The sequence below is a fragment of the Bradyrhizobium sp. 164 genome, assembly GCF_023073715.1.
GTDB lineage: Bacteria > Pseudomonadota > Alphaproteobacteria > Rhizobiales > Xanthobacteraceae > Bradyrhizobium.
The window spans coordinates 16,360-38,350 of sequence record NZ_JADPKA010000017.1 but is presented as its reverse complement, the minus strand read 5'-3'; the positions used below and the strand labels follow the sequence as shown (position 1 = coordinate 38,350).

Below are 21,991 nucleotides of genomic sequence, written 5' to 3'. Positions count from 1 at the left end.
CGCGTCGGGACGGGCGGGCAAGGCGCCCGTTACGATCGATCAATTCTCAGCCGTTATGCTGAACGCCGCTGTGCCGTCTTCCGCCGTAAGGCGGAGGGACGCTCATGTCGTCGCGCAGCGGCGTCGTTTCGCTCCGACTTGATACGCGATTGGATAGACCGAGCTCATCATGTCCACGTCCACCAAGCGCTGCTACTACGAGACCCTGGAGGTCGATCGCGACGCCGACGAATCCAAGCTGAAATCGTCGTTTCGCAAGCTGGCGATGAAATTCCATCCCGATCGCAATCCGGGGGATCAAACCAGCGAGGTCAAGTTCAAGGAAATCAACGAGGCCTACGAGATCCTCAAGGACAAGGACAAGCGTGCCGCGTACGATCGCTACGGCCATGCCGCGTTCGAGCAGGGCGGCGGTTTCGGCGGCGGCGGTGCCGGTTTCGGCGCGGGCTTCGCCTCCTCCTTCTCTGACATTTTCGAAGACCTGTTCGGCATGGCTGGACAGCGCGGCCGCGGCGGTCGCGAGCGTGGCGCCGACCTGCGCTACAACATGGAGATCACGCTCGAGGAAGCCTTTGGCGGCAAGAACGCGCAGATCGAGATTCCGGTCTCGGTCACCTGCGAGGCCTGCTCGGGCATCGGCGCCAAGGCCGGGACCAAGCCGAAGACCTGCTCGACCTGCGGCGGCGCCGGGCGCGTGCGGCAGTCGCAGGGATTCTTCACCCTCGAGCGCACCTGTCCCGGCTGTCAGGGCCGCGGCCAGATGATCGAGGATGCCTGCCCGTCCTGCTCGGGACAGGGCCGGGTCACCCGCGAGCGCACGCTGTCAGTCAACATTCCGCAAGGCGTCGAGGACGGCACGAGGATCAGGCTCGCCGGCGAGGGCGAGGCCGGGGTCCGCGGCGGCCCGCCCGGCGACCTCTACATCTTCCTGTCGCTGGCCCAGCACCAGTTCTTCCAGCGCGACGGCGCCGATCTGCATTGCCGCGTGCCGATCTCGATGGTGACAGCCGCCCTTGGCGGCGAGTTCGAGGTGCCGACGATCGAGAAGAGCAAGGCCAAGGTGAAGGTGCCCGCCGGAACCCAGTCGGGCCGCCGCTTCCGCATCGCATCAAAGGGCATGCCGGTGCTGCGCTCGCGCCAGATGGGCGACATGTACGTCCAGGTCGTGGTCGAGACCCCGCAGAACCTCACCAGGAAGCAGCAGGAATTGCTGGCCGAGTTCGAAAAGCTGTCCTCCGGCAATACGCAGCCGGAATCAGAGGGCTTCTTCGCCAAGGTCAAGGATTTCTTCGGTAATCGGGCGAGTTGACGCGTCTTGACCGTGCCGCCTTCGGCCTATACGTCTTTATGACCATTTTCTGACACGCCGCGTCCTGCGGTCCCGTCCGGTCCAGACATGCCATTGCCATCGTCCGCGCGTGCGTTGAAGAAGCCTCGTCTCGATGATGAGGTACGCTTTCTCAGATCGTGGATCGAAAAGCCGCTGCACATGGGCGCGGTGATGCCGTCGGGCAAGCTGCTGGCTCGGACCATGGCCCATTACGTCGATATCGACTCCGACGCTCCGGTAGTCGAGCTCGGGCCCGGCACGGGTGCCATCACCTCGGCTTTGATCGAGCGCGGCATCGACCAGAAGCGTCTCGTCCTCGTCGAATACAATCCTGGCTTCTGTGCGCTGCTGCGCGACCGCTACCCGCAGGCCAAGGTGGTGCAGGGCGATGCCTATCGCTTGCGCGATACGCTCTGGAACGTCTTGAGCGAGCCGGCCTCCGCGGTCGTCTCCGGCCTGCCGCTCGTCACAAAACCGATGCTGACGCGGCTGCGGCTCGTCCGCGACGCCTTCACGGCGCTGGCGCCCGGTGCGCCCTTCATCCAGTTCACCTATGCGGTGGTGCCGCCGATCCCGAAATCACTGCCCGGCGTGTCCACAGAGGCCTCTGAACGGATCTGGATGAACCTTCCGCCGGCCCGCGTCTGGGTGTATCGCAAGGATTAATTCCGCCGGCTCCTCGTTTTGCGCGGCGGGCTCTTTTCGCCGAACGCATTGGATTGGATGTCAGCTCCCAAGATCCTGATCATTCCCGGCTCGCTGCGCACCGGCTCGCATAACGCGAAGCTGGCGGCGGTCGCGGCGTATGAATTCGCCCAGGCCGGCGTCGAAATCACCCGCATCTCGCTCGCTGATTTTCCGCTGCCGATCTATGACGGCGACCTCCAGGCCAAATCCGGCGTGCCCAAGCACGCAATCAATCTCAAGCGCATGATCGGCGCGCATCACGGCGTGCTGATCGTCACGCCCGAATATAATGCTTCGGTGCCGCCGCTGCTGAAGAACGCGATCGACTGGGTCAGCCGCGTACACGATCTGCACGAGGCGCGCGGCGACGTGTTCCGCAATCGCGTCTTCGCGCTCGCCGGCGCCTCACAGAGCCGGCTGGGCGCGGCCCGTGCGCTGCAGGCGTTGCGGCTGATCCTGACCTCCTGCCATGCCAATGTGATTGCCAACCAGCTCACGCTTGCCTTTGCCGACCAGGCCTATGACGATATGGACAGGCTGAAGAACGAGGGCGATATCGCCGCGTTGCAGGCACTGGTGCGGCAGTTGATCGACATTTCCCAACGCATGATGTGAGGTGACATGACGCCAGCCGAGATCGCCCCGAAGGACCGCTTGATCGTTGCGCTCGATGTGCCGAGCGTCGATATCGCGGAAGCGATGGTCAACAGGCTCGGCGATAGCGTCAATTTCTACAAGATTGGATACCGGCTCGCCTATGCCGATGGCTTGCCGCTGGTCGGCCGGCTCGCCGACAAGGGCAAGAAGGTCTTTCTCGATCTCAAGCTGCACGACATCGGCAACACCGTGACGCAAGGCGTCGAGAGCATCACCAAGCTCGGCGCAACCTTCCTCACCGTGCACGCCTATCCACAGACCATGAAGGGCGCTGTCGAAGGCCGCGCCAATTCGAACCTGAAGATCCTCGCCGTCACCGTGCTGACGTCCTACAATGAGGATGATCTGCACGCGGCCGGCTATCGGCTCGGCGTCTCCGAACTGGTCGAAGCGCGCGCGCAGCAGGCGCAGGTGCTCGGCGTCGATGGTCTCGTCTGCTCGCCGGAAGAGGTGGGTGCCTTGCGCAAGATTGTTGGCCATCAGATGAGCCTCGTCACGCCCGGCATCCGCCCGGCGGGTTCGGCAAGCGGCGACCAGAAGCGCATCATGGCGCCCGGCCGCGCCATCGTTGCCGGCGCCGACTACCTCGTCGTCGGGCGGCCGGTGGTGGAAGCCACCGAGCCCAAGGCAATCGCGGAAGCCATTCAAGCCGAGATCGCGCAGGCGCTCGGCTGATTAACAAGAGGGAGAACAACAATGGCAAAAGGCTACTGGATCGGGCGCGTCGATGTGAGCAATGACGAGGGCTACAAGCCCTATGCCGTCGCCAACGGTCCGATCTTCAAGAAATGGGGTGGCCGCTTCGTCGTTCGCGCCGGCAAGTTCACCGCCGTCGAAGGCGCCAGCCGCAACCGCAACGTCGTGATCGAATTCCCGGACTACGAGACCGCGCTCGCCTGCTACAACTCGCCGGAATACCAAGCCAACATCAAGGTGCGCCAGCCGCACTCCATCGCCGATCTCATTATCATCGAGGGCTATGACGGCCCGCAGCCGTCGGACGGCTGAAGCACGCCGTCATTCCGGGATGGTCCGAAGGCCCAGGCCTCAGGTGCGCAATTGCGCACCGGGGAATCTCGAGATTCCGGGTTCGATGCTGCGCATCGCCCCGGAATGACGATGGTGTCAGGCCCCTCGGTTGCCGGAACTGTCTGCCCCCGCTACAACGGCAGCGGAGAGGATCACACCATGTCCGACATGCGCTTGATTGTTGCTGGGGCCGGCGGCCGGATGGGCCGCGCGCTGACGCGGGCGATTGCCGAGAGCAAAGGCGCAGTGCTGGCCGGCGCGCTGGAGGCGCCGGGCTCGGAGCTGCTCGGCAAGGATGCCGGCGTGCTCGCAGGCCTCCCGGCCAACGGCATCAAGCTCTCTGCCGACCTATGGGCGATGTCCAAGGATGCCGACGGCATCCTCGATTTTACCGTGCCGGCCGCGACCATCGCCAATGTCGCGATCGCCGCCGAGCGCGGCCTCGTCCACGTCATCGGCACGACCGGGCTGTCGGGCTCGGATAACGCCGTGATCAAGAGCGTGACCAACCGCGCTGTCGTGGTGCAATCCGGCAATATGAGTCTCGGCGTCAACCTGCTCGCGGCCGTGGTCAAGCGCGTCGCCAAAGCGCTCGACCCGAGTTTTGACATCGAGATCGTCGAGACCCATCATCGCATGAAGGTCGACGCGCCCTCGGGCACGGCACTGATGCTGGGCCAGGCGGCCGCGAGCGGCCGCGGCATACCGCTCGATGAGCACGCCGCGCGCGGCCGGGACGGCCTCACCGGCACGCGCCGCCCGGGCGACATCGGGTTTGCCTCGCTGCGGGGCGGCACCGCGGCCGGCGATCACAGTGTTAGCTTCCTCGGCCCGTTCGAGCGCCTGACGCTGTCGCATCACGCCGAGGACCGCATGCTGTTCGCCCATGGCGCGCTCAAGGCGGCGCTGTGGGCGCATGGCAAGAAGCCGGGGCATTACTCCATGGCCGACGTGCTCGGCCTGTCTGACATCTGAACGAAACGGAAAGCAGTGAATGAGCGAACGTCTTCTCGTGCTCGTACGCCACGGCCAGAGCGAATGGAATCTGAAGAACCTGTTCACAGGCTGGAAGGACCCTGATCTCACCGAGCTAGGCGTGACTGAAGCGAAGGAAGCCGGCCGTAAGCTGAAGGCGCAGGGCCTGGTGTTCGACGTCGCCTACACCTCGGTGCTGACGCGCGCGCAGCACACGCTCGACCTCATCCTCGGTGAACTCGGGCAGGAAGGCCTGCCGACTTCGAAGAACCTCGCGCTGAACGAACGCGACTATGGCGATCTCTCCGGCCTCAACAAGGATGACGCCCGCAAGAAATGGGGCGAGGACCAGGTGCTGATCTGGCGCCGCTCCTACGACGTGCCGCCGCCCGGCGGCGAAAGCCTGAAGGACACCCTCGCGCGGGCGCTGCCGTACTACGTGCAGGAGATTCTGCCCAGCGTGCTCAATGGCAAGCGCACGCTGGTCGCCGCCCACGGCAACTCGCTGCGCGCGCTGATCATGGTGCTGGAAAAGCTTTCACCTGAAGGCATTTTGAAGCGCGAGCTCGCGACCGGCGTGCCGATCATCTACCGCCTCAATGCGGATTCAACCGTGGCGTCGAAACTGGATCTGGCGGGGTAGGCCGCGATCGTGCGAGGTGCGGTGAGACCGCGCCCTCACATTCGGTGTCGTCCCGACCTTGCGCGATTGCCGACCAGGCCGGGATGACAATAGCTACTGCATTCCCAGCCGCCCCGCCTCCCAGCCCAGCATCGCCTGCTTGCGGGTGATGCCCCAGTGGTAGCCGGTGAGCGTGCCGCTCTTGCCGAGGGCGCGGTGGCAGGGCACCACGAACGAGACCGGGTTCTTGCCGACCGCGGCCCCGACGGCGCGCGAGGCCTTCGGGCTGTTGATGTTGCAGGCGATGTCGGAATAGGACACCGCGCGTCCCATCGGAATCTTCAGCAGGGTCTCCCACACCCGCACCTCGAAATCAGTGCCGATCAGGACCACGCGTAGCGGCTGGTCCGGCCGCCACAGCTTCGTGTCGAAGATGCGCTGCGCCAACGGCGCGGTGCCTTCGTGATCTTCCACATAAGTCGCTTTTGGCCAGCGTCGCGTCATGTCGGCGAGCGCGATCTTCTCCTCGCCATGGTCGGCGAAGGCCAGCCCCGACAAGCCGCGGTCGGTCGCGATCACGATCGCGGTGCCGAATGGCGAGGGATGGAAGCCGTAGCGCAGCGTCAATCCCACGCCGCCGTTCTTCCATTCGCCCGGCGACATCGCTTCGTGGGTGACGAAGAGATCGTGCAGGCGGCCGGGGCCTGACAGGCCGGAGTCGAGCGCCGCATCGAGGACGCTCGCAGAATCCCGCAGGAGCCCCTTGGCATGGTCGAGGGTGAGCGCCTGCATGAATGCCTTCGGCGTGATCGAGGCCCAGCGGCGGAACAGATGGTGCAGCTCATCGGGCGTGACGCCGGCCGCATCTGCCATCGCCTCGATGGTCGGCTGCGTCCGCCAGTTTTCGGAGATGAACGCGATCGCCCGGCGCACGGAATCATAGTCGCGCAGCGCGGCGTTCTGGGGGCCCGGCTTGGCCAGGCGCTGGTCATGTATGGCGAGTGTCATCATGACCGAAATGTAGGAGAGGGAAGGGTGCGAAACCACCCGATTTCCGATCTGGAATCAGCTGACCGGGTTGTAGGTCGGGCCGCGCTTGGCGGCGTTCAATGCCTCAAACAAGCCTTTGTAAAAGCTTGCCTTTTCGTCCGGCCCGAGGAAGCGGGCGATCTGGATCTGGTGGCCGCGCGAGATGAGGTAGAGATGCTCGATGCCAAAGTCCTCGTCGATTTCCATGTCGAGCCGGACCCAGAGCGGATTGAACGTCCATTCGGCGACCTGGCCGCGATCGCTGACGCGACGCACGCGCAATTCGGAAGGGGTGACCATGATCTCCTCGCTGGCCCGCGCGGCGCGGAAATTGGCCTTGAAGGCCCACCAGATCACGAGGACGTCGAGCCCGAAGAAGCCGAACACCGGCCAGGCGCCCATCATCAGAAAGGCGAGCCCCGTGACGAAGCTGACCACGCTCAGGAACAGCATCACGGCGAGGAAGCCGGTGCGATTCAGCGAGCGATGTGGCGTCAGCAGCGCGGAGAAGATCTGCACTTCGCGCGGATCTTCAGAAGGCTTGCGCTCAATTTCGTTGCCTGTGCTCATCGTCGCTCAGTATATCCCAATCATGGCGAAAATCACCCGCAAGCCGGTCCCGCGCAAAACTCCCGGGCTGAAGAAAAAGCCAAAGCCGGCCGTTGCGAAGCCGAGGGCTCCCGCGAAGAAATCGCTCAAAGCGACAAAACCCTGGACGCCCGCCGAAATTCACGAGGCCTTCAGCCGTTTCCGCAAGGCCAATCCGGAGCCGAAGGGCGAGCTCGAGCACGTCAACCCGTTCACGCTGCTGGTCGCCGTGGTGCTGTCGGCGCAGGCCACCGACGCCGGCGTGAACAAGGCGACGCGCGCGTTGTTCGAGGTGGCCGACACCCCGCAGAAGATGCTCGATCTCGGCGAGGAGCGCCTACGCGAGTACATCAAGACCATCGGCCTCTATCGCACCAAGGCGAAAAACGTCATTGCGCTGTCGGCAAAGGTGCTCAGCGAATTCGGTGGCGAGGTGCCGCGGACGCGCGCGGGGATCGAGTCGCTGCCCGGCGCGGGACGCAAGACCGCGAATGTCGTGCTCAACATGGCCTTTGGCGAGCACACCATGGCGGTCGACACGCATGTCTTCCGCGTCGGCAACCGCACCGGGCTTGCGCCCGGCAAGACGCCGCTCGAGGTCGAGCTCGGTCTCGAAAAGGTGATCCCCGCCGAGTTCATGCTGCACGCCCATCATTGGCTGATTCTGCACGGCCGCTACACCTGTCTCGCGCGCAAGCCGCGCTGCGAGGTTTGCCTGATCAACGATCTCTGCCGCTGGCCGGAGAAGACGGTCTGAGTGCCGCGCCGGGCGCGTCACCGCATCTGCCGCGCCGGCTCGATCAGTTCGGGCCGCGGACCGGATAGCCGCTTGTGCATGTGGACCATGAAGGCCATGCCGAAGATCGGCGTCGCCAAATTCACGATCGGAATCGAGACGAAGGCGGCGATGAAGAGACCGGCGGTGAAGATGGTTGCGGCGTTGTCGCGCCGCATCGCCTTGGCTTGCTCCGGCGGGCGGAAGCGCATGGCCGCGAGCTCGAAATATTCTCGGCCGAGCAGCCAGGCGGCAGCGAGGAAGAAGATCAGGAAGCCGGCGCCGGCGAAGAGTACCAGCGGCAACGCGATCAGATAAACCACAATCGTCAGCAGCGCGGTCTTGATGCCCTCGAGGATTGCCTGGCCGAATGGCAGCGCAACGCCCGGCCGCTCGGCGGGATAATGCTCACGCTCGACGACGTCGGCGACGTCGTCGACGAACAGGCTCGCCACCAGCGAGGTGATCGCGGGCATCAGGAAGACGCCGCCGAACACGACGCCGAGGCCCGCTGCGATCGAGACGATCCACGAGAGGACTTCAAGCGAGGAATGCCAGCCGGGCCCGAGCAGGCCCTCCAGCCAGACCTCGCCAGAGGTCGCAAACCAGCTGAGGAGCCGCTGCAGGCCGATCGCCAGGATGGTGATCAGCACCAGCGCAAGCCCGATCGATCGCCACAGGATCGAGCGCATCGGCGGCGAGATCATTTGCGACAACGCCTTCACGGCGGCATCCAGCATGGGGACCCTCTGAAATAAGCAACACGCGAGAGGTAGACACCCAATGTGGCATCGGCAAGGGCGGCTTCATTCTTACCTTCTCCCCTTGTGGGAGAAGGTGGCGCGAAGCGCCGGATGAGGGGTTGTTTCGCATTCAAATGAGAGTTGGATGTGCGGAGACATACCCCTCACCCGTCTCACCGCTCCGCGGTGAGCCACCCTCTCCCGCAAGGGGAGAGGGGTCGGCACCGCGTGTGCGGCTAGTTGCTACTCATGCCGATGGCCCTGCCTGTGCTTGCGCGCCTTTACGTGCTTGGCTTCGCCGGTCGGGATCATCACCACGCGACCGTAGCGCACGCCGCGTTCGGCGATGATGTGATCGGCGAAATGCTTGACCTCGGAGGCGGCGCCGCGCAGCGCCGTCATCTCCATGCAATTGTCGTCGTCGAGATGGACGTGCAGGGTCGCCAGCGCGAGGTCGTGATGGCCATGGAATTCCTGCACCAAGCGTTTTGAGAGATCTCGGGCGGCGTGGTCATAGACGTAGACGAGCCCCGCGACGCAGGAGCCGGTCTGCGTGGTATCCTCGCTGCTCTTCTGCAGGCCGGCGCGGGCGAGATCGCGGATGATCTCGCTGCGGTTCTGGTAACCGCGCGCTTCCGCCGCCGCGTCGATCTCCGCCAGCAGATCATCCTCGATCGTGATCGTAATTCGCTGCATCAGATATCTCTCCTCGCGTGTCGCTTGGCCTGTCCGGGCTACCTATATCTTGCCTGGCCGCGCAAGCGATTCACAACCTGGTCGCACGCAGCCGTAGCGCATTCCCGACCACGCTCACCGAGGACAGCGCCATCGCCGCCGCAGCGATGATCGGCGAGAGCAGCAGGCCGAACGCCGGATAGAGGATGCCGGCTGCGATCGGGATGCCCGCGGCGTTGTAGATGAAGGCGAAGAACAGGTTCTGGCGGATGTTGCTCATCGTCGCCTGCGACAGTCTTCGCGCGCGCACGATGCCGACGAGATCGCCCTTGAGCAGGGTCACGCCAGCGCTCTCCATTGCCACATCGGTGCCGGTGCCCATTGCGATGCCGACTTCGGCGGCCGCCAGCGCTGGCGCGTCGTTGACGCCGTCGCCGGCCATCGCGACGCTGCGGCCGGCCTTTTGCAGCTTGGCGACCACCGCGCTCTTCTGGTCCGGCAGCACCTCGGCCTCGACCTCGGCGATGCCGAGCCGGCGCGCCACCGCTTGCGCCGTGGTGCGGTTGTCGCCGGTCAGCATGATGACCTTGATGCCTTCGGCCGCGAGTGCCTTCAGCGCCTCCGGGGTCGACGCCTTGACCGGATCGGCGATCGCGAACAGGCCGGCGAGCCGGCCGTCCACGGCCATGTTGATCACCGTCGCACCGTCGCCGCGCAGCCGCTCGGCTTCGGCGTCGAGCAGCTTGGTGTCGATTCCGATCGACGACAAATATCTGGCATTGCCGAGCACGATGCTCTTGCCCTCGACCTTGCCGGTCGCGCCCTTGCCGGTCGGCGAGTCAAAATGCTCGACTTGCTCAAGAGTGAGCTGCTTCTCCTTTGTCGCGCGCACGATCGCGTCGGCCAGGGGATGCTCGCTGGCACGCTCGACGCTGGCGGCGAGGCGAAGGACGTCATTCTCGGCAAAGCCGGCAGCCGGCACGATCGCCACCACCTTGGGCTTGCCCTCGGTCAGCGTGCCGGTCTTGTCGACCACCAGCGTGTCGATCTTCTCCATTCGCTCCAGCGCCTCGGCGTTCTTGATCAGCACGCCTCCTTGTGCACCGCGGCCCACACCGACCATGATCGACATCGGAGTCGCAAGCCCGAGCGCACAGGGGCAGGCGATGATCAGCACGCTGACGGCTGCGACGAGACCGAAGGCGAGACGCGGCTCTGGTCCAAACCAAGCCCAGGCAGCGAAGGCCGCGAGCGCGACAACGATCACGGCCGGCACGAACCAGCCGGCGACCTGGTCGGCCAAGCGCTGGATCGGCGCGCGCGAGCGCTGTGCGTCGGCGACCATCTGCACGATCTGCGACAGCAGCGTCTCGCGCCCGACCTTGTCGGCACGCATGATGAAGCTGCCGGACTGATTCAGCGTGCCGGCGATCACCTTGGCTCCGCTCTCCTTGGTGACCGGCATGGATTCGCCCGTGACGAGTGATTCGTCGAGCGAAGAGCGGCCTTCGAGAAGGATGCCGTCGACCGGCACCTTCTCGCCGGGGCGGACGCGCAGACGGTCGCCAGCATGCAGCGTATCGATCTCGACCTCGTGCTCGCTGCCATCAGGCTCGACGCGTCGTGCGGTCTTCGGCGCGAGCTGGAGCAGCGCCTTGATCGCGCCCGAGGTCGCATCACGTGCGCGCAGCTCCAGCACCTGGCCGAGCAGCACCAGCACCGTGATCACGGCAGCTGCCTCGAAATAAACGGCGACCGCACCCTCATGGCCACGGAAGGTATCAGGGAATATTTGCGGCGCGACGGTGCCGAGGACGCTGTAGACATAGGCCACCCCTGTGCCCATCGCGATCAGCGTGAACATGTTGAGGTTGCGCGTCCGCAGCGACTGCCAGCCGCGGACGAAGAATGGCCAGCCGGCCCACAGCACCACCGGCGTGGCGAAGAAGAGCTGGAGCCAGTTCGACAATGTCGGATCGATCCAGCTGTGCGGGCCGGCGAGGTGGCCGCCCATCTCCAGCACCACGGCCGGCAGTGCCAGCGCCCCGCCGATCCAGAACCGCCGTGTCATGTCGGCGAGCTCGGGATTGGGACCGGCCTCCAGACTCGCGACTTCCGGCTCCAAGGCCATGCCGCAGATCGGGCAGCTACCGGGGCCGACTTGGCGGATCTCGGGGTGCATCGGGCAGGTGTAGATCGTGCCCGCGGGCATCTCGGGCTCGGGCGCCTTGTCCTTGGCGAGGTACTTGGCGGGATCGGTGGCGAACTTGGTGTGGCAGCCGGCCGAGCAGAAATGGAACGTCTCGCCGTGATGTGTGAGGTGGTGCTTCGAGGTCGTGGGATCGACCGTCATGCCGCAGACGGGATCGAGGACCTTCGTCGCGACACCGCCATGGTCATGCCCGTGATGATGATCGGAGTGGCCGGCATGATCGCCGTGGCCGCCGCAGCAGGAGGATGCCGGCTTTGCGGCCGGCGCGGCTTTCCTGGAACAGCCGCATCCGGCATGTGTTTCCTGCTTGTGATGGTCCCCGTGGTCGGCGTCGTTCATGGCGAGGCTCCGCCCTTGCAATTGATACCCTAGGGGGGTATATAGGCCCCATGCGCATGGACATCAAGACATCTGTCGGAAAACGTCTCGGCCGGATCGAGGGTCAGGTTCGCGGCCTCTCGAAAATGGTGGAGGAAGATCGCTACTGCATCGACATCGTCACGCAAATCTCGGCGGTGCGCGCCGCGCTGCGCCGGGTCGAGGAGGAGATCCTGAAGGATCACGTCGCCCATTGCGTCGAGCACGCCATCGCCAGTGGCGACAAGGCCGATCAGCGCGAGAAGATCGCGGAGCTGATGGCAGTGATCGGACGGGCGGAGCGGTAGGTTCCTACTTTCGCGATTGCAAGCCAACGGTCCGCGCGAAGCGCGGCCCGATGACAGGCTCCGCGAAGCAATCCAGAATCTCACCGCGGCGGCAGTCTGGATTGCTTCGCTGCGCTCGCAATGACTGTAGAATGACTTTGCAAAGGGACGCGCGAGATACGCCCCAGCGTCGTCCTGGCGAAAGCCAGGACCCATACCGCGGAATCTCTCGGCTGCGCGCGGTAATCGTACCCAACGCGGAGCCTTCGTCAAACTGCACTCTGGGGTAACGGGTCCTGGCTTTCGCCAGGACGACAGCGGGGAGGCGGTCTACGCCACCCTCTCCCTTGCCCGTCCCCGCCGCCGCGGGCGGTACATCGCCAATCTCTTTAGCAGCGGGAAATGCTCCGACATTCGTTCGGCCATCTCGGCAGGTTGCTTGCTCACTTCTTCAGCCGAAATTTCAGCCGGCGTCGCTTCGTCAGACGCCTCAGGAACGAGCGGCGGCGCACGGAGCGTTTCTGGAAACACACTGAATGTGCCCGCCACCTCCTCGAGCGGCTTCTGCTTGTCGGCCCAGTGCAAGGCTGTGTAGTCGAAGCCGTGCACGATGGTGGGTTTCACGACTTCGAAATAGGGCGAGATGTCGAAGTCGCGGGGCATGTAGAGCGAGGAATCGCGGATGTGCAGAATTTCGCGGCGAGCGGCGCGGCTGCCGGCCTTGGTGATCTTCGGCAGGATCGGGTAGCGCACGGCGTCGAACGCCTGCGCGATCAGCGCCGAGCAGATGATCTTGGTGGGATCGCCCGATCCCAGCGCGATCATGCGCCGCCGCCAGCGCTGTGGTATCGGCAGCGGGAACAGGAAGCGCATGAGGTCGACGATGTTTTTGGTGTCGTAGCCGAAGCCGATGCGGTTGATCGCATAACGGCAGACGGTGGTACGGTCCTCATAGGACAGCCCGACCGGGCGGCAGAGGCGGGTGTGATAGGGAAAATATTTCGACAAAGGCGCAGAGGTGACGCCCTCGCCGATATTGGCCTCGATCAGCACATGCGGCTCGCCGTCAGCCTCCTCCGCGCCCTCGATCGGACCGACATAGAGCGCAGCGTGCGACCAGGTCGACTGCGTCAGATATTTGATGATACCGGAGATGCGGTTGTTGCCTTCGACCAGCAGCACGTCGCCAGGCTCGATGACGCCGCGCAGGTGCTCCGGGTCGCTCGGCGTGAACGGCTCGTAGCCCGGCACCTCCTTCGAGAGGTACGCGGCAATCAGCTTGCCGACCGAGTCCAGGACCGTCCCCATCTCAAACTCCCCCCAGGGCCTTTTCCGGCCGTCTTTTTCCCTTCTCTATCATGGTCCAAACGTGTTGCAATTCGGTTCATCACTCTGTGAGATCAAGTACGATTGATTCACCATGATGGTTGCTGCGCAACATCAGATACGGCAAGGTTCGCGGGCTGTTCCCATACGTCGCAAGTCCCCGGAAACCATGACATGACTATCACGCGCCGCGGCTTCCTTTCGGCGTCGGCGGGCCTTGCCGCGATGCCTGTGCTGCGCGCGACCGCCGCGACCCCGCCGCGGGAGGCCGATGTCGTCGTGATTGGCGCGGGGGCTGCGGGGATTGCCGCAGCGCGGCGCATCATGGCCGCCAACCGCAGGGTTGTGGTGGTGGAAGCGGCGGCCCAGATCGGCGGCCGTTGCATCACGGATAGCACGATTTTCGGCACGCCGTTCGACCGCGGCGCGCGCTGGATGCACAATCCCGACACCAATCCGATGATCCGGCTGGCGCGCAGCGCCGGGCTCGACGTGCTGCCGGCGCCATCGGGCCAGAAAATGCGCATCGGCCGCCGCAATGCGCGCGCCGGCGAAACCGAGGAGTTCCTGGCCGCGCTGGTCCGCACCAACCGTGCCATCGACGACGCCGCGCGCGGCAAGCTGGACACCTCTTGCGCCTCCGTGCTGCCGAAGGATCTCGGCGACTGGGCTGGCGCGACCGAGTTCATGCTGGGCGCGGGCTTCGCGGGCAAGGATCTGAAGGAGCTTTCGGCCATCGACAAGGCCCGCGCGCAGGACCGCAATGGCGCGATCGCCTGCCGCCAGGGTCTGGGGACGCTGATCGCGAAACTCGGCGAGCAGGCGCCGGTGGTGCTGTCGACGCCGGTGAGCCGGATCGTCTGGAGCAATCGCGATGTCGGAGTGGAGACCCCAAGCGGCAAGATCGCGGCCCGCGCCGCCATCATCACCGTCTCGACCAACGTACTGACCTCTGGCGCGATCAAGTTCGGACCCGACATTCCGAAACGCACGCTGGACGCGGCATCGAAGCTCACCCTCGGCAGCTACGATCGCATCGTGCTGCAACTGCCGGGCAACCCGCTCGGACTGTCGCGCGACGACACCCTGATCGAGCAGAGCAATTCGACGCGTACGGCGCTGTTGTTCGCCAATATCGGCGGCTCCGTGCTGTGCTCAATCGACGTCGGCGGCTCGTTCGGCCGCGATCTCTCCGGACAGGGCGAGCAGGCGATGACGGCTTTCGCGAAGGAGTGGATCACCAAACTGTTCGGCAGCGAAGCTGCGGCCGCCGTGCAGAAGACCAGCGCGACGCGCTGGAATGCCTCGCCTTATGTCATGGGCGCGATGTCGGCGGCCGCGCCCGGCGGTCACCTCTCGCGAAAGGTTTTGACGGAGCCGATCGGCAACATGTTCCTTGCCGGCGAAGCCACGCATGAGACGCTGTGGGGCACCGTCGACGGCGCCTGGGAAAGCGGCGAACGCGCCGCGGACGCCGCGCTGCGCAAGATCGGCGCGCTCAAAGACGAGCCGGCGGATGTCCCGACGCAGTCGACCAAGAAGCGACGCGTGCCGCGGCAGTGAGGCAATCAGTCCCCAAACACTCCGCTGTCGTCCCTGCGAACGCAGGGACCCACAAACCACAGGGAGAGCTTGGCGAAGACCAGCAGATAAAAGATCTTCGTCGGGGCGGTCACTCGTGCCTAATCGATAGATCACGCGGTATGGTTCCCCTGCATTCGCAGGGGACGACAGCATTGGTTTACCGCAATATCCCATCCAGCACCGGCAGCCCGGCAATCACCGCCAGCGCGATCAACGCGTAGCAGATGCCGCGAAACACCTTCTCACTCGCGCGGCCGAACAGTGATGCACCGAACGCGACGCCGATCGCATAGACCGGGCCGACGATCAGCGAAAGCGCGAGCGACTCGCGCGAGATCAGGCCCGTGCTCGCGTAACTCACCATCGAGAAGAAATCCGACGCGCCGAAGAACAGCACGATGTTGGCGCGCGCGACGATCGGCGCAATCGGACGGCCGAGCCAATACCCGACGATCGGTGGACCGCCGGTCTGCGCCAGCCCGCTACAGAAGCCGGAAAGGCCGCCGATGCCGACCGAGAGCCAGGTGTGGTCCTTGCCGCGATAGCGCCAGCCCGACAGCAGCAGGAGCAGCAGCGCGGCGACGAAGCAGGAGATGATCCAGCGCGTGGTGACGGGCTCGAGTACGCTGAGGAAATAGGTCCCAAGGGGCACGCCGATCAGCGCGCCCAGCACGATCACGGCCGTGGCCTTGCAGTCCGCCTTGCGCCAGGCGTCGGGCAGGAGCGGCGCGGCCGCGACGAAATCGATCACGAGCAGCAAGGCAGCCACGAGCCGCGGCGCAGCGATGCTGCTCGCCAGCGGCATGAAGATCAGCGCCGAACCGAACCCGGAGAAGCCGCGGGCGGTGCCCGAAACGAACGCGACAGCGCAGAGCGCCATCGCAATGGTGAGGCTGACGTCCTTCGGCAGAAAGTCCGTCAGGCTCATCCGCGAAGAGTGCCGCCGGTCTTCTTCGTCACCTCGGCCACGACCTTCGCGGCCACAGCCTCGATCTCCTGGTCAGTCAGCGTCTTCTCGCGCGGCTGGATCGTGACCGCGATCGCGATCGACTTCTTGCCGTCATCGATGCCCTTGCCCTCGTAGACGTCGAAGACGCTGACCCCCGTGATCAGCTTCTTGTCGACGCCTTGCGCCGCGCGCACGATGTCGCCGGCCTTGACTGTGCGATCGACGATAAAGGCGAAGTCGCGCATAACAGGCTGGAACGCCGACAGCTCGATCGCAGGCTTGGCGCAGGTCGGCTTCTTCTTCGCCTCCGGAATGCGGTCGAGGATCACCTCGAACACGATCAGCGGGCCGTCGGCCCCGAGCGCCTCGAGCGCGCGCGGGTGCATCTCGCCGAAATAGCCAAGCACGTTCTGCGGACCGATCTGGATCGTGCCCGAACGCCCCGGATGCAGCCAGCCGGGGCCACCGGCGACGATCTGAAGCGCCTGCATCGGCGCGCCGGCAGCGGCGAGCACCGCCAGCGCATCGGCTTTGGCGTCGAACACATCAGCCTGCGCCGAGCCGGACCAGTGCCGGCCGAGACCTTCCGAGGACGCAAAGCCGCGGCGTACGCCGCTCGCCGCCATGAACTGATCTTGCGGGCGGTCTCCCCTGAACAGCTGCCCCACCTCGAACAGCGCGACGTCGCCAAAGCCGCGATCGGCATTGGCCTGCGCCGCCGCGAGCAGGCCCGCGAGTAGCGTCGGGCGCATGTCGGAAAGGTCGGATGCGATCGGGTTCGCCACCTCGAGCTCGCGCTGGCCGCCGCCGAACAATTTTGCCGCGGGTTTTGCGATAAACGACCACGTCACGGCCTCGACCATGCCGCGGCTCGCCAGCGCGCGCCGCGCGCGCCGGGTGCGCAGCTGAAGCGGGGTCAGCACAGGCTTGCGTGCGTCTTCGCCGCGCTCGAACGGCGTCATCGGCACTTTGTCGACACCGAAGATGCGCACGATCTCTTCGACGATGTCGGCCTTGCCGTGCACGTCGGTGCGCCAGGAGGGGACTGCGACCTTCACCACCGGACCTGGGCCCGCCATCATGAAGCCGAGATGGGTCAGGATGCGCTTCATCTCCGGCTGGGGCACCTCGATGCCGGACAGACGCTTGACTTCGGTGACCGGGAAATCGATCACGCGGTCGTCGCCGAAGGCCTTGCCGACCACGGCGGTCTCGGACGGCGTGCCGCCGCACAACTCCATCACCAGCTTGGTCGCGAGCTCGAGCCCCGGCACCATGAAGGCCGGATCGACGCCACGCTCGAAGCGGTAGCGCGCATCCGAATTCACACCGAGCTTGCGGCCGGTCTGGGCGATGTTGATCTCGTTCCACAGCGCCGATTCGATCAGAACGTCGGTGGTGTTCTCGTCGCAGCCCGAGGCCTCGCCGCCCATGATGCCGGCAAGCGATTCGACGCCGTGCTCATCCGCGATCACGCAGATATTGGGATCGAGATTGTAGGTGCGGCCGTCGAGCGCCAGCAGGCTCTCGCCCTCGCGGGCGCGCCGTACGACGAGATTGCCGCTCACTTTCTTGGCGTCGAACACATGTAGCGGCCGTGCGCGATCGAACGTCATGAAATTGGTGATATCGACCAGCGCGTTGATCGGGCGCAGCCCGATCGCGGTCAGCCGCTTCTGGAGCCATTCCGGCGACGGGCCGTTCTTGACGTCGCGCACGAGGCGCAGCGCGAAGCCCGGGCACAGCGTGGCGTCTTCGACCGTCACTTTCACCGGGCAGGGGAATTCGCCCTTGATCGGCTTGATCGTGGGGTCCTTGAACTTGCCCATGTCGGCAGCGGCAAGATCGCGCGCGATTCCGTGCACGCCTGTGCAGTCCTGCCGGTTCGGGGTCAGGTTGATCTCGATCACGGGATCGCCAAGCGCGGCCCATTCGGCGTAGCCGGCGCCGATCGGCGCGTCCGCAGGCAATTCCATGATGCCGTCATGGTCGTTGGATATCTGCAGCTCGGCCGCCGAGCACAGCATGCCGCGGCTCTCGACGCCGCGGATGGTGCCGACCCCGAGCGTGATGTCCTTGCCGGGAATGTAGGTGCCGGGCGGCGAGAACACGCTGACGAGCCCGGCCCGCGCATTCGGCGCGCCGCACACGACCTGCACCGGCGCGCCACCGTCACCGGTGTCGACCATGCAGACCCGCAGGCGATCCGCATTCGGATGCTGCTCGGCCGAGATCACCTTCGCAATGGTGAAGGGCTTCAGCGCCTTCGCCTTGTCCTCGATGTTCTCGACCTCGAGCCCGATCATGGTGAGCTTGTCGGCGAGCCTTTCCAGGGGCTCGTCGGTGTCGAGATGATCCTTCAGCCAGGAGAGGGTGAATTTCATGGCTGTGTGCCTCGGTTCTTGTCGGTGTTTACGAATTGATCTTGGTCGGTGCCAGTGTTCCCTCCCCCCTTGTGGGGGAGGGGCAGGGAGGGGGGTAAGCCGCGCGCTCTGACGGAAGCTGCCTGGCGGATTGCCTCGACAACTCCCTCAAGGTTTGACATCACCTGCTCATTCGTGAAACGCAGAACCTGAAATCCTTCCGCGACGAAGAACGCATCACGACGCTGATCTGCCTTCTGCCGTTCCTCGAAATTGTGAGATTCTCCATCGAGCTCGATAATTAGCTTCGATGAGAAGCACACGAAATCGGCGATGTAACTCCCGATCGGTGTCTGACGTCGGACGCCCAGGCCATCCATGCGATTAGCTTTCAGATATCGCCATAGCAGTGTCTCAGCGCGCGTCATCGTGCGGCGAAGTTGCTTCGCTCGGCTGCGCTGACGGTCGCTCACCACTGTGTGCGGCATCTGCGGCTACCCCCCTCCCTGACCCTCCCCCACAAGGGGGGAGGGAACGGAAAGGGTCTTTGTGGAATTGCTCCCAGCGCTGACCATCACGAGCTCAGCCCCCCAGCCAGCGTCGGTACCTCCAGCGGCTTGAAGCCGTAATGGGACAGCCAGCGGACGTCGCTGTCGAACAGCTGGCGCAGATCGGCGATGCCGTATTTCAGCATGGCAATGCGGTCGATGCCCATGCCCCAGGCAAAGCCCTGGTACTCGTCGGGATCGATGCCGCAGGCGCGCAGCACGTTCGGATGCACCATGCCGCAGCCGAGAATCTCCAGCCAGTCCTCGCCCTCGCCGAAGCGGATCTCGCCCTTGTCGCGACGGCACTGGATGTCGACTTCAAGCGAGGGCTCGGTGAACGGGAAGAACGAGGGACGGAAGCGCATGTTGATGTGGTCGACCTCGAAGAACGCCTTGCAGAACTCGTGCAGGATCCATTTGAGGTGGCCGAGATGCGAGTGCTTGTCGATGACGAGGCCTTCGACCTGGTGGAATTGCGGCGTGTGGGTCGCGTCCGAATCGATGCGGTAAGTGCGACCCGGGCAGATCACGCGAATGGGCGGCTTCTGGCTCAGCATGGTGCGCACCTGCACCGGCGAGGTGTGGGTCCGCAGCAGCATGCGCGAGCCGTCTTCCTTCGGATGAAAGAAGAAGGTGTCGTGCATCTCGCGCGCGGGATGGCCTTCCGGAAAATTCAGCTTGGTGAAGTTGTAATCATCCGTCTCGATATCGGGGCCTTCGGCGACCGAGAATCCCATGTCGGCGAAGATCGTGGTCAACTCGTCCCAGACCTGGCTCAGCGGGTGGATTCGGCCGGCCTCGGCCGCGGCATCGCGCAAGGGCAGCGTGACATCGATGGTCTCGGCGGCCAGCCGGGCATCGAGCGCCGCCGACTTCAAGACGTCGCGCTTTGCTGCGAGCGCCTCGGTGACCTTGTCCTTGGCCTGGTTGATCGCGGCGCCTTGCGTCTTGCGCTCGTCCGGCGACATCTTGCCGAGCGTTGCGAGCAGTGCGGAGATCGAGCCCTTCTTGCCAAGGGCTGCGACACGCACGGCTTCGAGCGCCGCCTCGTCCGCCGCGGCGGTGATGTCGGTGATGATCTGGGCTTCGAGCTGGGCAAGATCGGTCATGGCAATCCCTTTTGGCCAGGATGCTGAGCCGATGATCCTAGCCCGTCACACCCGGCGCGCTGCCGGGCATCCACGTCTGAGAAGTATGCTTGCGCAAGAGATGACGGCCGGGGCAGTAAGGCGGCAAGACGCGCCTCTGCCCGGGCCATCACAAGCTGAACGCTGTGCAGAGCACAGTGGAGGACGGCTACGCCGCCAGCGCGGCGTCGGCCCTGTTACGCCGCAAGCGCGGCCTTGGCCTTCTCGGCGATCGCCTGGAACGAGGCGGGCTCGTTGATCGCGAGATCCGACAGCACCTTGCGGTCCACGGTGACGCCAGATTTGGCGAGGCCGTCGATAAATCGGCTGTAGGTCAGGCCGAACGGACGGACTGCGGCGTTGAGGCGCTGGATCCAGAGCGCGCGGAATGTCCGCTTTTTGCGCTTGCGGTCACGGAAGGCATATTGCATGGCCTTCTCGACCGCCGGCTTGGCGGCGCGGATGGTGTTCTTGCGGCGGCCATAGAAGCCCTTGGCGGCCTTGTAGACTTTCTTGTGCTTGGCGTGGGCGGTCACACCGCGTTTGACGCGAGACATGACAAAAATCCTTCAGAGATGACTTCGGTTTCGGATCGCCGCGCGAACGCGGCGCGAGGTGGCAGTGATCGTGGACGCGATCAGGCGTTCGGCAAGAAGTACTTCTTGACGTTGTCGCCGTCGGTCTTGAACAGCACGCGGGTGCCGCGCAGCTGACGGATCTGCTTCTTCGTCCGCTTGATCATGCCGTGACGCTTGCCGCGCTGGGCGTGCATCACTTTGCCGGTGGCAGTCACCTTGAAGCGCTTTTTAGCGCCCGATTTGGTCTTCAGCTTGGGCATTTGGCTCTCCTATGGCCGCAACAGAAATCCGCCCGTGAAGGCGGCTGGCCGTCTAAAATGCTCGTTAGAGCGTTGATTGTGCTCAGGTTTTGCGAACGAGCGCGAAACCCGCACGAAACACCGCCACGGCAGCCCTTAATCAGCCGGGCGATGAAGGCTGGGCTTATGACAGAGCGGGAGCCAAATGGCAACGATGAACCGCCGGAACCTAGCCGCCGACTATTTGGGGTTGCTACCCCCAATGTCCACGCCTCATGTCCGGAGCAGGACCCAATGGCCCATTTCCCGCGATCGATTTCCTCTTTCTCCAGCTTTGCGCGCCCGCGCCGCCTGGGGCTGCTCGCCGTGCTGGCCGCTGCCATGGCGCCTTCAACTGCCGATGCCCGGGTCAGCGGCTATGACGGCATCTGGAATGTCACCTTCGCCACCACACGGGGCAATTGCAGCTCCGGCTACAGCGTCCCCTTCACCATCACCGGCAGCCGGGTGTCGTCCGCCGGCGGCGGCCGGGTGTCCGGCAAAGTCAATCGCGGCGGCGCTGTGGCGGTCCAGGTCTGGGTCGGCGCCACCCACGCCAGCGGCGGCGGCCGGCTCGCCGGCATGAACGGCGCCGGCTCGTGGAACGGCATCATTTCCGGCGACCGCTGTAGCGGCACCTGGCAGGCGACGAGAACCTGACAAACAAAACGGCCCGCCGGAGATCCGGACGGGCCGTTGAATTCTCAGTCCCAAAGAGCCGGCGTCAGCGCGGCGCCAGAACCATCACGACCTGGCGACCCTCGAACCTTGCGTCCTGCTCGACCTTGGCGAGCTCGGCGACGTCGGTTTTGATCTTGTCCAGAAGCTTGGTGCCGATCTCCTGGTGCGCCATTTCGCGACCACGATAGCGCAGCGTGATCTTGACCTTGTCGCCCTCTTCGAAGAACCGCTGCATCGCGCGCATCTTCACGTCGTAATCGTGATCGTCGATCATCGGACGGAGCTTGATCTCCTTGATCTCGACGGTCTTCTGCCGCTTGCGGGCTTCGGCGGCTTTCTTCTGAGCGGAATACTTGTACTTCCCGTAGTCCATGATCTTGCAGACGGGAGGGCTGGTATTCGGCGAAATCTCGACCAGATCCATGCCGGCTTCCTGAGCCATCTTGATGGCCAGGACCGTCTCGACCGTGCCTTTGTTGTCACCGGTTTGATCGATCAGCTGGATTTGCGCATTGCGGATATCATCATTGATGCGCGGCCCGTCTTTGCTGGCAGCGGGCGGAGCTTTATTAGGACGGCGAATGGGTGGTT

At 64.7% G+C, this 21,991-nt stretch carries 24 protein-coding genes; 11 read left to right on the top strand and 13 right to left on the bottom strand.

The features are described from left to right. Positions 1-169: 169 nt before the first annotated feature. The 7 genes from dnaJ to IVB01_RS05895 all read left to right on the top strand — a co-directional run bounded on the left by dnaJ (position 170) and on the right by IVB01_RS05895 (position 5,321). Positions 170-1,309, top strand: a complete 1,140-nt coding sequence (gene dnaJ / locus IVB01_RS05925; RefSeq protein ID WP_247276570.1) for a molecular chaperone DnaJ — start codon at positions 170-172, stop codon at positions 1,307-1,309. Between the two features lie 87 nt (positions 1,310-1,396). After that, complete coding sequence (locus tag IVB01_RS05920; RefSeq protein ID WP_247276569.1) at positions 1,397-1,996, top strand: rRNA adenine N-6-methyltransferase family protein; 600 nt, start codon at positions 1,397-1,399, stop codon at positions 1,994-1,996. A 57-nt stretch (positions 1,997-2,053) separates the two neighbouring features. Then, the gene (locus IVB01_RS05915) at positions 2,054-2,632 is read left to right on the top strand and encodes an NAD(P)H-dependent oxidoreductase (protein WP_247276568.1); all 579 of its coding nucleotides are present in this window, start codon (positions 2,054-2,056) and stop codon (positions 2,630-2,632) included. A gap of 6 nt (positions 2,633-2,638) precedes the next feature. After that, positions 2,639-3,349 (top strand): orotidine-5'-phosphate decarboxylase, encoded by a 711-nt coding sequence (pyrF, locus tag IVB01_RS05910; RefSeq protein WP_247276567.1) that lies wholly within the window; start codon positions 2,639-2,641, stop codon positions 3,347-3,349. Positions 3,350-3,370: 21 nt separating this feature from the next. Next, positions 3,371-3,682: a DUF1330 domain-containing protein gene (locus IVB01_RS05905; RefSeq protein WP_247276566.1), complete on the top strand. Its 312-nt coding sequence runs from the start codon at positions 3,371-3,373 to the stop codon at positions 3,680-3,682. A gap of 180 nt (positions 3,683-3,862) precedes the next feature. After that, positions 3,863-4,678 (top strand): 4-hydroxy-tetrahydrodipicolinate reductase, encoded by an 816-nt coding sequence (dapB, locus tag IVB01_RS05900; protein ID WP_247276565.1) that lies wholly within the window; start codon positions 3,863-3,865, stop codon positions 4,676-4,678. Between the two features lie 19 nt (positions 4,679-4,697). Continuing rightward, positions 4,698-5,321 (top strand): 2,3-bisphosphoglycerate-dependent phosphoglycerate mutase, encoded by a 624-nt coding sequence (locus IVB01_RS05895; RefSeq protein WP_247276564.1) that lies wholly within the window; start codon positions 4,698-4,700, stop codon positions 5,319-5,321. A 93-nt stretch (positions 5,322-5,414) separates the two neighbouring features. Here IVB01_RS05895 and IVB01_RS05890 read toward each other — a convergent pair whose 3' ends face one another. After that, on the bottom strand, positions 5,415-6,311 hold the full coding sequence (locus IVB01_RS05890; protein ID WP_247276563.1) for a bifunctional helix-turn-helix domain-containing protein/methylated-DNA--[protein]-cysteine S-methyltransferase: 897 nt from the start codon (positions 6,309-6,311) through the stop codon (positions 5,415-5,417). Positions 6,312-6,365: 54 nt separating this feature from the next. Beyond that, positions 6,366-6,899 (bottom strand): DUF2244 domain-containing protein, encoded by a 534-nt coding sequence (locus tag IVB01_RS05885; RefSeq protein WP_247276562.1) that lies wholly within the window; start codon positions 6,897-6,899, stop codon positions 6,366-6,368. 22 nt (positions 6,900-6,921) lie between these two features. On the opposite strand from IVB01_RS05885, the gene nth reads away from it, so the two are divergent. Further along, entirely contained in the window at positions 6,922-7,674 is a 753-nt protein-coding gene (gene nth, locus IVB01_RS05880; RefSeq protein WP_247276561.1) for an endonuclease III, read from the top strand. Positions 7,675-7,691: 17 nt separating this feature from the next. Here the strand turns inward: nth and IVB01_RS05875 are convergent, their stop codons facing one another. From IVB01_RS05875 to IVB01_RS05865, 3 genes are all read right to left on the bottom strand, one after another. Beyond that, positions 7,692-8,432: a sulfate transporter family protein gene (locus IVB01_RS05875; RefSeq protein ID WP_247276560.1), complete on the bottom strand. Its 741-nt coding sequence runs from the start codon at positions 8,430-8,432 to the stop codon at positions 7,692-7,694. A gap of 246 nt (positions 8,433-8,678) precedes the next feature. Beyond that, a complete protein-coding gene (gene nikR / locus IVB01_RS05870; RefSeq protein ID WP_247276559.1) occupies positions 8,679-9,131 on the bottom strand; it encodes a nickel-responsive transcriptional regulator NikR in 453 nt (150 codons plus the stop codon). Positions 9,132-9,201: 70 nt separating this feature from the next. Then, positions 9,202-11,661, bottom strand: a complete 2,460-nt coding sequence (locus IVB01_RS05865; protein ID WP_247494314.1) for a heavy metal translocating P-type ATPase — start codon at positions 11,659-11,661, stop codon at positions 9,202-9,204. 50 nt (positions 11,662-11,711) lie between these two features. Here IVB01_RS05865 and IVB01_RS05860 point away from each other — a divergent pair, with 50 nt between their 5' ends. After that, positions 11,712-11,987 carry a metal-sensitive transcriptional regulator gene (locus IVB01_RS05860; RefSeq protein ID WP_247276557.1) on the top strand — a complete coding sequence of 92 codons (276 nt, stop codon included), beginning with the start codon at positions 11,712-11,714 and terminating at the stop codon, positions 11,985-11,987. Between the two features lie 309 nt (positions 11,988-12,296). Here the strand turns inward: IVB01_RS05860 and IVB01_RS05855 are convergent, their stop codons facing one another. Next, the gene (locus IVB01_RS05855; RefSeq protein WP_247276556.1) at positions 12,297-13,274 is read right to left on the bottom strand and encodes a YiiX/YebB-like N1pC/P60 family cysteine hydrolase; all 978 of its coding nucleotides are present in this window, start codon (positions 13,272-13,274) and stop codon (positions 12,297-12,299) included. Positions 13,275-13,466: 192 nt separating this feature from the next. On the opposite strand from IVB01_RS05855, the gene IVB01_RS05850 reads away from it, so the two are divergent. Then, complete coding sequence (locus tag IVB01_RS05850) at positions 13,467-14,855, top strand: NAD(P)/FAD-dependent oxidoreductase (RefSeq protein ID WP_247421446.1); 1,389 nt, start codon at positions 13,467-13,469, stop codon at positions 14,853-14,855. 178 nt (positions 14,856-15,033) lie between these two features. Here the strand turns inward: IVB01_RS05850 and IVB01_RS05845 are convergent, their stop codons facing one another. From IVB01_RS05845 to rpmI, 6 genes are all read right to left on the bottom strand, one after another. Next, complete coding sequence (locus IVB01_RS05845) at positions 15,034-15,804, bottom strand: sulfite exporter TauE/SafE family protein (RefSeq protein WP_247276554.1); 771 nt, start codon at positions 15,802-15,804, stop codon at positions 15,034-15,036. After that, positions 15,801-18,209 carry a phenylalanine--tRNA ligase subunit beta gene (gene pheT / locus IVB01_RS05840; RefSeq protein ID WP_247494313.1) on the bottom strand — a complete coding sequence of 803 codons (2,409 nt, stop codon included), beginning with the start codon at positions 18,207-18,209 and terminating at the stop codon, positions 15,801-15,803. The genes IVB01_RS05845 and pheT overlap by 4 nt, the downstream gene beginning before the upstream one ends. Further along, positions 18,206-18,676: an endonuclease domain-containing protein gene (locus tag IVB01_RS05835; RefSeq protein ID WP_247421450.1), complete on the bottom strand. Its 471-nt coding sequence runs from the start codon at positions 18,674-18,676 to the stop codon at positions 18,206-18,208. Before IVB01_RS05835 ends, pheT begins: the two co-directional genes overlap by 4 nt. Before the next feature lie 86 nt (positions 18,677-18,762). Beyond that, the gene (pheS, locus tag IVB01_RS05830) at positions 18,763-19,845 is read right to left on the bottom strand and encodes a phenylalanine--tRNA ligase subunit alpha (RefSeq protein ID WP_247276551.1); all 1,083 of its coding nucleotides are present in this window, start codon (positions 19,843-19,845) and stop codon (positions 18,763-18,765) included. A gap of 215 nt (positions 19,846-20,060) precedes the next feature. After that, positions 20,061-20,420, bottom strand: coding sequence for a 50S ribosomal protein L20 (gene rplT, locus IVB01_RS05825; protein ID WP_247276550.1), 360 nt, complete (start codon positions 20,418-20,420; stop codon positions 20,061-20,063). Between the two features lie 80 nt (positions 20,421-20,500). Next, positions 20,501-20,701 (bottom strand): 50S ribosomal protein L35, encoded by a 201-nt coding sequence (rpmI, locus tag IVB01_RS05820; protein ID WP_008539890.1) that lies wholly within the window; start codon positions 20,699-20,701, stop codon positions 20,501-20,503. Between the two features lie 273 nt (positions 20,702-20,974). Between rpmI and IVB01_RS05815 the strand changes: the two genes are divergently transcribed. Beyond that, complete coding sequence (locus IVB01_RS05815; RefSeq protein ID WP_247276549.1) at positions 20,975-21,379, top strand: hypothetical protein; 405 nt, start codon at positions 20,975-20,977, stop codon at positions 21,377-21,379. A 64-nt stretch (positions 21,380-21,443) separates the two neighbouring features. Here IVB01_RS05815 and infC read toward each other — a convergent pair whose 3' ends face one another. Beyond that, entirely contained in the window at positions 21,444-21,983 is a 540-nt protein-coding gene (gene infC / locus IVB01_RS05810) for a translation initiation factor IF-3 (protein WP_247276617.1), read from the bottom strand. Positions 21,984-21,991 lie beyond the last annotated feature (8 nt).